The 14024-nt window shown below is 65.0% G+C and carries 15 protein-coding genes; 4 read left to right on the forward strand and 11 right to left on the reverse strand.

Features of this window, described 5'->3' with window-relative positions:
- Positions 1–8: 8 nt before the first annotated feature.
- Both ACQ4WY_RS03100 and ACQ4WY_RS03105 read right to left on the reverse strand, forming a co-directional pair.
- Complete coding sequence (locus tag ACQ4WY_RS03100) at positions 9–500, reverse strand: tetratricopeptide repeat protein (RefSeq protein WP_436502773.1); 492 nt, start codon at positions 498–500, stop codon at positions 9–11.
- Positions 497–2530 carry a bifunctional 2',3'-cyclic-nucleotide 2'-phosphodiesterase/3'-nucleotidase gene (locus tag ACQ4WY_RS03105; RefSeq protein ID WP_436502774.1) on the reverse strand — a complete coding sequence of 678 codons (2034 nt, stop codon included), beginning with the start codon at positions 2528–2530 and terminating at the stop codon, positions 497–499. Before ACQ4WY_RS03105 ends, ACQ4WY_RS03100 begins: the two co-directional genes overlap by 4 nt.
- Between ACQ4WY_RS03105 and ACQ4WY_RS03110 the strand changes: the two genes are divergently transcribed.
- From ACQ4WY_RS03110 to lysS, 4 genes are all read left to right on the forward strand, one after another.
- Positions 2529–2816 (forward strand): hypothetical protein, encoded by a 288-nt coding sequence (locus ACQ4WY_RS03110; protein ID WP_436504450.1) that lies wholly within the window; start codon positions 2529–2531, stop codon positions 2814–2816. The two genes, ACQ4WY_RS03105 and ACQ4WY_RS03110, sit on opposite strands and share 2 nt — an antisense overlap.
- A protein-coding gene (prfB, locus tag ACQ4WY_RS03115) for a peptide chain release factor 2 (RefSeq protein WP_150130978.1) occupies positions 2733–3837 on the forward strand; the annotation gives its coding sequence in 2 pieces (ribosomal slippage) (positions 2733–2813 and positions 2815–3837; 1104 coding nt in all). Before ACQ4WY_RS03110 ends, prfB begins: the two co-directional genes overlap by 84 nt.
- A 2-nt stretch (positions 3838–3839) precedes the next feature.
- Positions 3840–4535, forward strand: coding sequence for an HAD family hydrolase (locus ACQ4WY_RS03120; protein ID WP_436502775.1), 696 nt, complete (start codon positions 3840–3842; stop codon positions 4533–4535).
- An 18-nt stretch (positions 4536–4553) separates the two neighbouring features.
- Positions 4554–6083, forward strand: coding sequence for a lysine--tRNA ligase (gene lysS / locus ACQ4WY_RS03125; RefSeq protein ID WP_436502776.1), 1530 nt, complete (start codon positions 4554–4556; stop codon positions 6081–6083).
- Positions 6084–6273: 190 nt separating this feature from the next.
- Here lysS and ACQ4WY_RS03130 read toward each other — a convergent pair whose 3' ends face one another.
- The 9 genes from ACQ4WY_RS03130 to ACQ4WY_RS03170 all read right to left on the reverse strand — a co-directional run bounded on the left by ACQ4WY_RS03130 (position 6274) and on the right by ACQ4WY_RS03170 (position 13995).
- Positions 6274–7275, reverse strand: coding sequence for a Gfo/Idh/MocA family protein (locus ACQ4WY_RS03130; RefSeq protein ID WP_436502777.1), 1002 nt, complete (start codon positions 7273–7275; stop codon positions 6274–6276).
- 12 nt (positions 7276–7287) lie between these two features.
- Complete coding sequence (locus ACQ4WY_RS03135; RefSeq protein WP_436502778.1) at positions 7288–8310, reverse strand: porin; 1023 nt, start codon at positions 8308–8310, stop codon at positions 7288–7290.
- Positions 8311–8337: 27 nt separating this feature from the next.
- Positions 8338–9297, reverse strand: coding sequence for a 2-hydroxyacid dehydrogenase (locus ACQ4WY_RS03140; protein WP_436502779.1), 960 nt, complete (start codon positions 9295–9297; stop codon positions 8338–8340).
- Positions 9298–9317: 20 nt separating this feature from the next.
- Complete coding sequence (locus tag ACQ4WY_RS03145) at positions 9318–10292, reverse strand: sugar kinase (RefSeq protein ID WP_436502780.1); 975 nt, start codon at positions 10290–10292, stop codon at positions 9318–9320.
- The gene (locus ACQ4WY_RS03150; RefSeq protein WP_436502781.1) at positions 10289–11035 is read right to left on the reverse strand and encodes a sugar phosphate isomerase/epimerase family protein; all 747 of its coding nucleotides are present in this window, start codon (positions 11033–11035) and stop codon (positions 10289–10291) included. The genes ACQ4WY_RS03145 and ACQ4WY_RS03150 overlap by 4 nt, the downstream gene beginning before the upstream one ends.
- The gene (locus ACQ4WY_RS03155; RefSeq protein ID WP_436502782.1) at positions 11032–11766 is read right to left on the reverse strand and encodes an amino acid ABC transporter ATP-binding protein; all 735 of its coding nucleotides are present in this window, start codon (positions 11764–11766) and stop codon (positions 11032–11034) included. Before ACQ4WY_RS03155 ends, ACQ4WY_RS03150 begins: the two co-directional genes overlap by 4 nt.
- Positions 11753–12403 carry an amino acid ABC transporter permease gene (locus tag ACQ4WY_RS03160; RefSeq protein WP_436502783.1) on the reverse strand — a complete coding sequence of 217 codons (651 nt, stop codon included), beginning with the start codon at positions 12401–12403 and terminating at the stop codon, positions 11753–11755. The genes ACQ4WY_RS03155 and ACQ4WY_RS03160 overlap by 14 nt, the downstream gene beginning before the upstream one ends.
- 1 nt (position 12404) lies before the next feature.
- On the reverse strand, positions 12405–13097 hold the full coding sequence (locus ACQ4WY_RS03165; protein ID WP_436502784.1) for an amino acid ABC transporter permease: 693 nt from the start codon (positions 13095–13097) through the stop codon (positions 12405–12407).
- Positions 13098–13188: 91 nt separating this feature from the next.
- Positions 13189–13995, reverse strand: coding sequence for a transporter substrate-binding domain-containing protein (locus ACQ4WY_RS03170; RefSeq protein ID WP_436502785.1), 807 nt, complete (start codon positions 13993–13995; stop codon positions 13189–13191).
- Between the last annotated feature and the right edge of the window lie 29 nt (positions 13996–14024).

Here is a 14024-nt window from a genome sequence, read left to right on the forward strand (position 1 = left end):
CGGGTGCCTCAGGGTTCGGGCGGGCGGTGTCCCATCGCGTGCGTAGCCATTTTCAGGTACAGAAACGACTGCTCCTCGTTGTGCGCATAGCCCATGCGTCCCTCCGCCAGGGCGACGGATTTCTGCTGCAGTGCTTCCGGGTACTCCAGGTCGCAGGCCGCATCGAGCCAGAAACGCGCCCTGGCGTCGTCACTGTCCTGCAGCAGGTTCGCCACGATGAACATGGCCGGCGCCACCTGGCGTTGCGCGGCCAGCTCCAGCCAGCCCAGCGCGGCGGCGCCGTCCTGCGGCCCGCCCATGCCGTTCTTGACCATCAGGCCCAGGTAATACGCGGCGGGACCGCTGCCCTGCGCCGCCGCGTGTTCGAACAGGGCGCGCGCCTGCGGCTGGGACGCTTCTCCCGCGCGCATCAACACCTTGGCCCGGGCCGTGACATCGGGCGCCGCCAATGCCAGGGGCGACGCCAGGGCGGCTGCCAGCAGCCATGCCGCCCGCTTCATTTGGACAGGTCGAGCTGATACAGCGCAAAGCCCTTGCCTGCGCCATCATCAAGCTTCAGCTGCGTAACGTTATCGATGCCGGCCGCTTTCGCCAGGTCGATCACGTTCGGCGCGGAATGGAAGACCACCGGGCCTTGCGTGGCGACTTTGGCGAAGCGCCAGCTGCGCGCCGAGCCGTTTTTCGCGCGCGTCAGGTTTTTCTGCTGCGTGACGTAGGCGATCAGCAGTTCACGATTGTTGTCGGGCGAAGCCACCACCGTCTTGCTGCCGTCGAGGCCAGGGAAATTGCCACCGCCGCTGGCGCGGTAGTTATTTGTCGCGATGAGGAATTCCTGGCCCCCGCCCATCGGCTTGCCCTTGTAGGTGAGCGCCTTGATGCGCTGGCCCGGCGGCTGCGTGACGTCAATCTGGTAGCGCACGTCGGCGCTGGTGAGCGTATCGAAGTTGTAGCTCGGGTGCGCCGTGTTGACCAGTTCCTGCGGCGCGGCCTTGTGCGGATCGATGGTGTTGAAACGCTGCGCCGACTGTTCCAGCCAGGCTTTCACCTCCGCGCCATTCATCTTCACGCCGTACAGCGCGTTCGGATACAGGTACAAATCGGCCGCGTTATTCAGCGCCACATTGCCCGCCTTGACGTCCGTGTAGTCGGACACGCCGGCCGAGCCGCTCTTGAACGGCGACGACATCGACAGCACGGGCAAGTGCGCATACTGCGGCAGGTTCGCCTTCACATATGCGGCCAGATAGCCCGATTGCGCCTGGTTTACCACTTCGATGGCGCTGACATCGCCCACGTCGGCGAAATACGTCGACATGCGGAAGTCCGTGGCGCCAACCGGCGTCTGCACGTAGGCGATGGTGGCCGCGTGTTCTTCCGCCACCAGCTTGGCGATGGCCGCGTCGGGCGCGACATAACTCTTGTCCGCGTTCTGGATCCCGCGCGCTTCCACCGTGGTGGCGCTCTTGTCGACCACCCACTGCTTGCCGTCATGGCGCAGGCGTAAGCCGATCACGCCCAGGTGCTTGCCCCACAAATTGGCCATCACGGTGGGCACGCCATTGACCAGCCCCTTGACCTTGTCGACGCCGGGCAAATTAAATTGCGGCACCGTGCTGGCGGCGTTCGGGAACAGCTGGTGCGAATGGCCGATCAGCATGGCGTCCACGCCCGGCACTTGCGACAGGTAGTAATTGCCGTTTTCCATGCTCGGCGAATACGGGCTGTTATCGAGGCCGCCGTGCGAGATCGCCACCACCAGCTCGGCGCCCTTGGCGCGCATCTCGGGGATGAATTTTTCCGCCGTCTCGCGCACGCCCTGCGTGTAGACCCGGCCTTCGAGCCAGCGCTTGTCCCAGGCCATGATGGTGGGTGGCGCAAAGCTGATGATGCCCACCTTCACGGTGCTCGTCACGGTCTTGCCATCGGGGCCGGTCGCCGTGATCTGCTTGTCGATGATGTGGTATGGCGCAAACAGGGGCTTGCCCGTCTTGACGCTGTAGACGTTGGCCAGCACTTGCGGGAACGCGGGGCCGGCGCAGCGCGGTTTGGCCGCGTCCACGCTGTCGACGTCAAAACGGTTGCCCGTCACCTGGCTCAAGAACGCCAGGCCGTAGTTGAATTCATGGTTACCGATGCCGCCGCCGTCCACTTTCAACAGATTCATGGCCTTGTAGATGGCCAGCGTCTGGTCGCAGGCCAGCGGTTTCACGAGGGCCTGGTAGTCGGCAAGCGCCGTGCCCTGGATGGTGTCGCCGTTGTCGAGCAGGAGGTTGTTCGGGAATTCGGCACGCGCCTGAGCGATCAAGGCCGCCGTGCGTTCCAGGCCGATCGACGGCTCGGCCTGCAGCTTATAGTAATCATAACTGAGCACGTTCGCGTGCAAGTCCGTCGTCTCCAGCAGGGCCAGGATGGCGCTGCTGCCGGCCGGCGCGGCCGATGGCGCCCGGGCAGGTCCGGTGGCGGCGGGCGGCAAGGCGCCGCAGCCACCCAGCAGCAGCGGTAACAGAGCAAGACGGGGAAGTTGAAGCATGATGTATTCCTGTGGAAAGACAATATCGCCAGCATCATACGCAGCACGGCAGCCATCTTCAAGGCAAAAATATTGTCGCAAATACAGCAAAATCGTCATTTTATTGCCCCGTGCGCCAGCAATTGCGCCGCGGCGGCAACGGAAACGCGCCGCGCTCGCGTATAATTCAGGGTTTGATTTCACCATAGAAGACCAGAACATTATGGAAGCCGAACGCATCAATATCATCTCCGCCCTGCTCAACGACCTGACGGTCCGCGAAGCCGAACTTCGGAGGTATCTTTGACTTCACTGTCAAGTCGGAGAAACTAGAGCAAGTCAACGAAGAGCTGGAAGATCCGACCGTCTGGAACGATCCCAAGCGCGCCCAGGACCTCGGTAAAGAGAAGAAGGCGCTGGAAGCCATCGTCTTCACGCTGGCCAAGGCCGATGCCGACCTGCGCGACACCCGCGACCTGTTCGACATGGCCCGCGAAGAAGGCGACGACGAGACACTCGAAGCGATCGAGCAGGACGTGCAGGAAATCCGCAAGGTCATCGAAAGCATGGAGTTCCGCCGGATGTTCAACAATCCGATGGACCCGAACAACTGCTTTATCGATATCCAGGCCGGCGCCGGCGGTACGGAAGCCCAGGACTGGGCTTCGATGCTGCTGCGCCAGTACCTGCGCTATTGCGAACGCAAGGGCTTCAAGGTCGAGATCCTGGAACAATCCGACGGCGAGGTTGCCGGCATCAAGACGGCAACCCTGAAGGTCGAGGGCGATCACGCCTACGGCTTCCTGCGCACGGAAACGGGCGTGCACCGTCTGGTGCGCAAGTCGCCATTCGACTCGGCCAACGGTCGCCACACCTCGTTTACGTCGCTGTTCGTGTATCCGGAAGTCGATGATTCGATCGAGATCGACGTCAACCCGGCCGATATCCGCGTCGATACCTACCGCGCGTCGGGCGCCGGTGGTCAGCACATCAACAAGACCGACTCCGCCGTCCGCATGACCCATGCGCCGACCGGCATCGTGGTGCAGTGCCAGAACGACCGTTCGCAGCACCGCAACCGCGCCGAAGCAATGGAAATGCTGAAAGCGAAACTGTACGAGCATGAACTGCGCAAGCGCATGAGCGAACAGCAAAAGCTGGAAGACTCGAAGACGGACGTGGGCTGGGGTCACCAGATCCGCTCCTACGTGCTGGACCAGTCCCGCATCAAGGATTTGCGCACCGGTTTCGAGACGGGCAATACCAAGGGCGTGCTCGATGGCGACATCGACGAGTTCATTTCCGCCTCGCTCAAGCAAGGCGTATAAGGATGAACGCATCCGTTCCAGCGCAGCGCGCCTTCCTGTTTGACATGGATGGCACGATCGTCGACAACATGGCCTTCCACACGACATCGTGGCTGGCGTTCTTTGAACGCCACGGCCATGCGCTGGATGCGGACGCCTTTTTCCGCGACACGGCAGGACGGCAGGGACACGAAATCATCGCCAAGTACCTGGGCGAGGATGCCGACCACGTGACCCTGCTGGCTGAAAAAGAAGTCGTCTACCGCGAACTGTACGGCCCGCACCTGGCCACGGTGGCCGGCTTCGACCGGCTGATCGCCAGCGCGCGCCAGGCCGGTGTCGGGCTGGTGGTGGGCACGGCCGCGCCGGACGAGAACATCGCGTTCACGCTCGACGGCCTGGACCTGCGCCACCGCTTCGACGCCATCGTCGGCGCCGCCGACGTGGAACGGGGCAAGCCGCACCCCGACGTTTTCCTGAAAGGCGCGCTGCTGGCCGGCGCGCTGCCGCACAACTGCATCGTCTTTGAAGACGCGCCCCTGGGCGTGGAAGCGGCGCGCCGTGCCGGCATGCGCGTCGTGGTACTCACCACCACCCTGCCGGCCGAGGCGTTTGCCACTTTCGACAACGTCATTGCCATCGTGCCGGATTTCTCCGCACTCGACGTCGACGCACTGTTTGCCAGCGTGGCGCCAGCGCTGGCACCACATCATCAATAATCACCAACGAAGAACACCATGACTACGGATATCCAAGAACAAGCCGCCGCCCCCGATGAAAACAAGATCATCGCGGAGCGCCGCGTCAAGCTGGCCGCACTGCGCGAACAAGGCATCGCCTTCCCGAACGATTTCCGCCCCGAGCACAAGGCGGCCGATCTGCACGCGCAATACGGCGCCAAGACGCGCGAAGAGCTGGAAGCCGAACCTGTCACCGTGGTGCTGGCCGGCCGCATGATGCTCAAGCGCGAAGCGGGCAAAAAAGCCGCTTTCGCCACCCTGCAAGACGCTTCCGGCCCGAAGGCCGACGGCCGCATCCAGATCTACGCCACCCTTGATCTCACCGGCGAAGCGGCCATGGCCGCCCTGCACCACTATGACCTGGGCGATATCCTGGGCGTGACGGGCACCCTGTTCAAGACCAAGACGGACGAACTGACCATCAAGGTCACGGAACTACGCCTGATCACCAAGTCGCTGCGCCCGCTGCCGGACAAATTCCACGGCCTGGCCGACCAGGAAACCAAGTACCGCCAGCGCTACGTCGACCTGATCATGAATGAAGAGACGCGCCGCACCTTCAAGGCGCGTACCGCCGCCATCTCGTCGATCCGCCGCTTCATGGAAAAGAACGAGTTCATGGAAGTGGAAACGCCGATGCTGCACACGATCCCGGGCGGCGCGGCGGCAAAACCGTTCATCACGCACCACAATGCGCTGGACATGCAGATGTTCCTGCGCATCGCGCCCGAGCTGTACCTGAAGCGCCTGGTCGTGGGCGGCTTCGACCGCGTGTTCGAAATCAACCGCAACTTCCGCAACGAGGGCGTGTCGATCCGTCACAACCCGGAATTCACGATGATGGAATTCTACGCGGCCTACACCGACTACAAATGGCTGATGGACTTCACGGAAGCCGTCATCCGCCAGGCCGCCATCGACGCGCACGGCACCGCTACCCTGACCTACGGCGGCCGCGAGCTGGACCTGGCCAAGCCGTTCCACCGCCTGACCATCGTCGAAGCGATCAACAAATACGCGCCAGGCTACACGCCGGAACAGTTGAACGATGCGGAATTCATCAAGGAAGAGCTGAAGAAATTCGGCGTCAAGCCGTTCGCCACGGCCGGCCTGGGCGCGCTGCAACTGGCGCTGTTCGAAGAGACGGCTGAAGCGCAGCTGTGGGAACCGACCTACATCATCGACTACCCGGTCGAAGTGTCGCCACTGGCGCGCGCTTCCGACACGGTGGCCGGCATCACCGAACGTTTTGAACTGTTCATGGTGGGCCGCGAGATCGCCAACGGCTTCTCCGAGTTGAACGATGCGGAAGACCAGTCGGCCCGCTTCCTGGCGCAAGTGGCCGCCAAGGACGCCGGCGATGAAGAGGCAATGTTCTACGACGCCGACTACATCCGCGCGCTGGAATACGGCATGCCGCCAGCCGGCGGCTGCGGCATCGGCATCGACCGCCTGATGATGATCATCACGGATTCGCCAAACATCCGCGACGTGCTGCTGTTCCCTCATCTGCGCCGCGAAGAGTGATGAACACCTGAAAAATCTACTGCGCGTCGCGATTTGCGGCCTGCGATGCTCACTGTGCCATAGCACAGTTGCGCTTCTTAGCCGCAACTCCCATCCGCTCGCTACGATTTTTCAGGCGTTCGATGCTTCAAGGCAAAAAAAGCCGCCTGATTTCGCGATCAGGCGGCTTTTTTACGTCTGCCGCAGGACGTCAGCCGGCCAGGGTCACGCGCTGGTGGCTGCGGCTGGCCTGCTGCGCCGCCAGCGCCGTGGCCAGCGCGCGCATGCCGTCGTCGCCAGTGGCGGCCGGCTGCCCTTCGCCGCGCATGGCGCGCTGGAAGGCGCGCACCGAGCGCACGTACAGGTTTTCATGCTCGATGGGGATGTCGACGCTGCCATCGTCGCGGGTCAGGCAGATGGTGCCGACGGGGCGCTGCGTCATGACGCCGGTGGCGAAGATCGTGCCCTTGGTGCCGATGATTTCCACGCCGGACAGGGAATGCGGCGCATTGAACGCGTCGTGCACCTGCACCAGGGTGCCGTTGTCGAACTCGATGACGGCCATCAGGCCCTCTTCCAGCCCGGCCACCGTCATGCCGCCGCTGGTGGCGCAGGCTGTCACGTGGCGCGGTTCTGCATCGAGCAGGAAGCGCAAGGTGTCGACATCGTGCACGAACATGTCGAGCGTGACGCCACCCGACTCCGGCGCGTGCAGGCGCCAGCCGCGCAGGTGCTGCGGCAGGTTGTTCGCGTGCAGCACGCGGCAATACAAAGGCTGACCAATCTCGCCGGCGCGTATCAGCTCGCGCACCTTGCCGTGGCTGGCGGCGTTGCGCAAGTGGTGGTTAATTCCCAGCACCACGCCCGCTTCGGCGCAGCCGTCCAGCATGCGGCGGGCATCCTCCAGGTTCAGCGCCAGCGGCTTCTCGCACAGCACGTGCTTGCCGGCGCGCGCCGCCTGCAGCGTCTGCGCCATATGCCACTCATTGGTGGTGCTGATGTACACGGCGTCCGCGCCCGGATGGGCCAGCGCCGCATTCAAGTCCGTGTAGCTGGCGGCTATGCCGAACTGCTCGGCAAAGGCGGCGCCGCGCGCGGCGTCCGTGCTGACCACGGCCAGCACTTCCGCGTCACCCTGCTGGCGGATCGCGTCGACCATCCATTCGCGCGCCACGGTGCTGGCGCCGACCAAAATCCATCCGATCTTCTTCATTCCATTCTCCAGTTAAAAAGTGTGGCGCAGGCCGAGGTTCCATGCCTGGTTGCCGGTGCCGTTCTCGGTGGCATTGCCCACCACATAGGCGGCGCCGTTGCGGTTGTCGATATGCGCATAGGCCGCGTACAAGGTGCTGCGCTTCGACAGCGCGTAGGTGTAGCCGATGCCGATCTGGGAAGCGTCGCCGTTGGCGGCGCGCCGGTCGTCGCGCCGCACGTACGAGAACAGGACGCGGTGCGGGCCTACCGGCAAGGTGGCGCCCAGCATCAGGTCCGCGCTGTCGACCGTGGTGGCAGCGCCCGCAGTGCTCTTGCTGACGGCGACGGCGCCATGCGCCTTGACCACGCCGAAGTCCCAGGTGGCGCCAAGCACCGTGTTGCGCGCCCTGCCCGTCACCTGCACAGCCGACAAGGTGTTGGCATCCTGGTGCGCCATGCGCACATACAGCGGCCCGCTGGCATAGGTGGCTGCCGCGCCCGTGTAGCGCCTGGCCGCCGCGTCGCCGGGCACTTCGCCGAAGCCGTACGCCAGTTCGCCGGACAGTCCGCCGCGCACGGGCGAGCTGTAGGTGATGCTGTTGTCGACCCGACTGATGTAGCCGGCCGTGAAGACATTGCTCATCCTGCCCGCAAAACCCAGGTAAAACGGGTCCAGCGCGCCCAGGCTGCTATCGATGAACGTGTACTGGCGGCCCAGTCGCAGCGTGCCCGCCGCGCCGCTCAGGCCAACGAAAGCCTGGCGCCCGAACAGCAGGCCGCCCTGGGCCGAAGCGCCCGTGTCGGCCAGGATGCCTGCATCCATCGTAAAGATCGCCGTCATGCCGCCGCCCAGGTCTTCGCTGCCCTTGAAACCCAGCCGCGAGCCGTTGGCGATGCCGCTGGTCACCTTGAGCACCCTGCCGCCAGCGCCGCCGCTCTCGGACACCACGCCCAGGTCCGCGATACCGTACATGGCCACGTTCGACTGCGCGCAACACAGGCTGCCGCAGGCGCCGGCGCCGATGATCATTGCCATTGCTACCTTATTCTTCATCTCTTTCCCTGTCTGTGGATACTGCGCTTAGCTCACCAGGTGGCGTGGACGCTCGCCGCGCAAGCCGGCCAGCAGGTTGTCCACAGCCTGCTGCGCCATGGCGTAGCGCGTTTCATGCGTGGCCGAGCCGATGTGCGGCAGCGCCACCACATTGGCCATGCCCGGCAGCGGATTGTCCGGCGCCAGCGGTTCGCGCTCGAACACGTCGAGACCGGCGCCGTGGATCGTGCCCTGTTGCAGCGCCTCGATCAGCGCCGCCTCGTCGACGATGCGCCCGCGCGAACCGTTGATGAAGATGGCGCCGGGGCGCATCAGCGCGAACTCGCGCCGACCCATCATGCGTTCCGTCTGCGCCGTCAGCGGCAGCACCACGCAGACGAAATCGGAGCCGGCCAGCAAGTCGTCGAGCGCCACCTGGCGCGCGCCCAGCGCCACCTCCACCTCGGGTACCGCCTCGCCATTCACGTACAGCACCTGCATGCCGAAACCCAGCGCAGCGCGGCGGGCGACGGCGCGGCCGATGCGGCCCATGCCCAGCATGCCGATGGTCTTGCCATGCACGTTGACGCCATACTGGCTTTCCCCCACGCTGCGCGTCCAGCGTCCGGCCTTGACGAATTCGGCCAGTTCGACAACGCGCCGCGCGCTGGCCAGGATCAGCGCGAAGATCGTGTCGGCCGTCGTTTCCGTCAGCACGTCCGGCGTATTGGCCAGCAAGATGCCCCGTTCGCGCAAATAGTCGACGTCGAACTGGTCGACGCCCACCGAAATGGTGGAAATAATGCGCAGGTCAAAGGCCGGGTCCAGCAGTTCACGGTCCAGGCGCACGCTGGCGCCCAGCAAGCCGTGCGCGCCGCGAATGGCGGCGGCGAACGCGGCGCGGTTGCCCGCATCGATCGCCTCAAAGTACGTCACGTCGCATTCGGCGCGCAGGCGCACCAGCAGCGGCTCAGCCAGCTTTTTATACACAACGACATGTTTTTTCACGAGTGTTTCCCCTGTTCGGTTCAAGATTGGGCCAGCGCGTCGAGTTGGGCGCGGGTCGGCAAGCCTTCCATGTCGCCGGCCACCTGGATGGCGAAGGCGCCGACTCTGTTGCCGCGCCTTACCGCCTGCGCCAGCGGCAAGCCTTCCAGCAAGGCGCTGACCAGGCCGGCCGCGAAGCCGTCGCCGGCGCCCACCGTATCGACCACCTTGGCCACGCGCTCGCCCGGCACCATGCCGCTGTCGCCATCGGCCGTGCGGTAATAGGCGCCCTCGGCGCCCAGCTTGATGACCACCAGCCGCGCGCCCCGCTGCAGATAAAAGCCGGCGACGTCGTGCGGCAAGTCGTGACCGGTGAGAATTTTCCCCTCCCCCAGGCCGGGCAGCACCCAGTCCGCCTTGGCAGCGAGGCGGTTGATCTGTTCGACCATGACAGCTTGCGAGGGCCACAGCGAGGGCCGCAGGTTCGGATCGAACGACACGGTCCGGCCATGCTCGCGCATGAAGTCGAGCGCCTGGCCGGCGAACGCCAGGCTGGTCTCGGACAGCGCCGCGGCCACGCCAGTGGCGTGCAAATGGCGCGCGGACAGGAAATAGGCGGGGTCGAAATGTTCCGGCGCCAGCCGGCTGGCGGCGGAACCCTTGCGGAAGTATTCGACCAGCGGATCGGCGCCGTTCTCGGCCTTCTCCTTGAGCAGGAAGGCGCTGGACTGGCCGGCGACGGTGACGACGCGGCTGCAATCGACGCCCTCGGCCTGCACGCTGGCGCGGATGAAGCGGCCGAAGGAATCGTCGCCCACGCGGCTCAGCCAGCCGACCCGCAAGCCCAGGCGCGCCAGGCCGATGGCGACATTCGTCTCGGCGCCGGCCAGGCGGCGCGTAAAGTGCGCCACGGCCGCCAGATCTCCCGTTTCCTCGGCAACGAACATCGCCATCGCCTCGCCATAGGTGACGACGTCGAGCGCATGCGCCCCTTGAAGCATTTCATGTTCCATCATGCGGTCTCCAGCATCTGAATGTAGCGGCCCGTTTCGGCCACCAGGTCGGCCCCCTCCAACGGGAATTCGATGGCCCGCTGCACGCCAGGCGCAAAGTGGGCGAAGACGGCGCGCCAGGCCGGATCGGCCTCGGAGACGGCGCAGGCGGACAGCCGGCCCCCGTCATCGAGGACAGCCTTGCAATGCACATAGCGCACGTATGGCGCCAGCAGGCGCGCCGCCTGCTGCGCGTCCTCGCCCACCCAGCGCCAGTTGCCGATGTCGAAGGTCAGCCCCACCGGCAGCCCGCCTTCGCGCGCCGCCGCCAGGAAGCGCGCCATGGTCGCCAGCGCGCCGCCATGGGCCGTCTGGTCGTTTTCCACCAGCAGCGCCACGGGCGCGGCCGCCAGCAAACCATTCAAGGCCGGCAGGTCCGGCACGGCCGGGTAATGGCCCAGCGACACCTTCAGGTAACGCGCCCCCAGGCGCGCCGCCTCGTCCAGCATCTGCTGCAGCAGCTCCTGCTGCAACAAGCCGTCCGCGCCCCACAATTCGATGGGCGTGGAATACACGCAGTACAGGCCGCGCGCGGCCACCGCCGCGCCCATGCGCACCAGGTCCGGCAAGTCGGAGGTGAACAGCTCGCGGCGGATCTCGATGCCGGCGCCGCCCGCCTCGGCCACCACGTCGATGAAATGGCTTTGCCCCAGTTGCCTTACCCTGCTTGCGCCATAGGCCGACGCCGCCACCAGGACGGGGCTCATTTGATCGCTCCCGCGCCGACGAACTGGCGCGCTTCGGGCGTTTGCGGGTTGCTGAAAAAAGCTTCCGAAGGCCCGCTCTCCCACACCGTTCCCTGATGCATGAAGACGGTGACGTCGGCCATGCGCCGCGCGAACTCCATCTCGTGCGTCACCAGCAGCATCGTCATGCCGGCCTGCGCCAGTTCTTCCATCACCTTCAGCACTTCCTGCGTCAGCTCCGGGTCGAGCGCCGACGTCACTTCGTCGAACAGCATCACCTGCGGCTCCATCGCCAGCGAACGGGCGATCGCCACGCGCTGCTGCTGGCCGCCCGACAGCTGCTCGGGATAGGCGTCGCGCTTGTGGTCCAGGCCCACCTGCTTGAGCACGCGCAGCGCCGTGGCGCGGCCTTGGGCATCAGGCACCTTCTTGACGATGCGCGGCGCCAGCATGACGTTTTCTTCCACCGTCAGGTGGGGGAACAGGTTGTAGCTCTGGAAGACCATGCCGACATCCTTGCGCAAGTCGAGCAGACGCTCCTGGCGCGCCGTCAGCGTATGGCCGGCCACGACGATGCTGCCGCTGTCGATGGTTTCCAGGCCGTTGATACAGCGCAGCATGGTGCTCTTGCCGGAGCCGCTGCGGCCGATCACGGCGATCACCTGCCCACGCTCGACGGCGAAGGAAACGCCCTTGAGCACGTGGTTGGCGCCGAAGCTCTTGCTGATATTGTCAATTTCAACGATGGGCATGGAATTTCCTTTCCAGTGAATGGCTGTAGCGCGACAGCGGATAGCACATCGCGAAGTAGATCAGGGCGACGACGGGGAAGACGATGAAAGGCAGGAAGGTCGCATTGCTGACCAGTTGCCCTGCCCGCGTCAGTTCCACCACGCCGATGATCGAGGTGATCGAGGTGTTCTTGATGATCTGCACCATGAAGCCCACCGTCGACGGCAGCGAATGGCGCAGCGCCTGCGGCAGGATCACGTAGCGCAGCTGCTGGTAGCGGTTCAGCGCCAGCGCGGCGGACGCTTCCCACTGCTGCCGCTGCACGCCTTCGATGCAGGCGCGCCAGATCTCGCCCAGGTAAGCGCTGGAAAAGATCGTCATCGCCGCGCCGGCCGCGACGATCGGCGACAGCTTGTAGCCGAACAGGGCCAGGCCGTAATAGGTAAGGAACAGCACGATCAGCACGGGCGTGCCCTGGATCAGCTGGATGTACAGGGCGCTGGCGAAACGCAGGAACGGGCTGCGCGCCGTGCGCAGCAGCGCCACCGCGAAGCCGGCGATGCCGCCCGTGAGAAAGACGATTAGCGACAGGCCGATGGTCCAGCGCGTGGCCTCGAGCAGAAATTGCAGGTTATCCCAGGAAAAGTCACTGATCATGTCATGCTCCCATGCGCACCGCGCCCAGACGGCGGCGGCGTTTGAAGACGATCTGGCCCAATACCCAGAAGCTGAAGCGGAACAGCAGGGCCAGCAGGATGTACAGCACCATCACGACGATGTAGATCTCGAAGCTGCGGAAGGTTTCCGCGTCGAGCAGGTGGGCGGCGGCGGTCAGCTCTTCGGCGGAAATGGCCGACACGACGCTCGAGGCGAGCATCATCAGCGTGAACTGGCTGGCCAGCGCCGGATAGACTTTTTCCAGCGCCGGCAGCAGTACCACGTGGCGCATCACCTGCCAGCGCGTCATGCCCAGCGCCTGGGCCGCCTCCAGCTGCGACGGATGCACGGCGACTATGCCGGCGCGCACGATTTCCGCCGCATAGGCGCCCAGGTTGACCGTCATGGCGACGAGCGCGGCGCCGTTCGCGTCGAGCTGCAGGCCCAGCGACGGCAGGCCAAAGTAAATGATGAACAGCTGCACCAGGAACGGCGTGCTGCGAATCACCTCGACATAGGCGCGCACCGCGGCGCGGGCATAGGCGGGACCGTTCTTCAGGATGACGGCGGCGCACACGCCCACCGCCAGCCCCAGCACCATAGCCAGGGCGCTCAGGCGTATCGTCAGCGCCGCGCCCCACAACAGGCGGTCCAGCGATTGCATGACGAGTTCAAAATGAAATTCATACGGCATACTCAACTCCTTTTCTACGTGCGCATCCCCGGCCGCGCCACCATGGCGGCGCGCCGTGCGGACAGGCACTATCCCTGTGCGGGTTGCGGTATCAGAAGGTCGGCAGCGCTGGCAGCGGCGCGCCGCTCCACTTGCGCGCGATGGCGTCGAGTTCGCCGTTCAGCTTGACGTAGTAGATGAAGTTGTTGAGCCACTGGTGCAGCTCGAAGTCGCCGCGGCGCACCGCCATCGAGTTGGGCTGCAGCGAGTAGGCGAACCGAACCTCGATCTTGCCCGCGCCGCGCGTCTTGATGATGTCGAGCGCCATCGTGCTGGGGATCGACACGGCGTCGACCTGCTTGCTGAGCAAGGCCTGGGTGACGGTGGCGTCATCCTCGAAACGCACGATGCTGGTGCCGGCCGGCGCCATGCGGCTCAGCGCCGTGTCATTCGTGGTGCCGCGCGTCACGCCCACTTTCTTGCCCTTCAGGTCGGCCAGGGCCTTGAATTTTCCGCCGACAGGTGCGACGATCGCCAACTCAAACGCGCTGTAGGGCATGGTGAACATCAGGGTCTTGGCCCGTTCCGGCGTGGGCGCCAGGGTCGCCACGAGGAAGTCGACCTTGCCCGATTCCAACGATGGCACGCGCGACGGCGCTGTCAGGGGCACCACTTCCACGGGCAGGTTCAGGTATTTGCCGATCAGGTTGGCGACGTCGACATCGTAGCCGACGGGCGCGCCCTTGGCGTCGATGCTGCCAAACGGCGGCGTGCCGCTGACCACGCCGATGCTCAGCTTGCCCTTCTTGATCAGGTCACCAAGCGTCTGGGCGCCGGCGTCGGCGGCCGCGCCCAGGGCGCACGTTGCTGCGAGCGCACAGGCCACGAACTTCGCGTAAAACAGTGTCGTCATCTTCATGCTTCAGTCTCCTGTGATCCCGGTATCGG

The organism is Janthinobacterium salmonicoloratum, assembly GCF_051380845.1.
Classification (GTDB): domain Bacteria; phylum Pseudomonadota; class Gammaproteobacteria; order Burkholderiales; family Burkholderiaceae_D; genus Janthinobacterium; species Janthinobacterium lividum_F.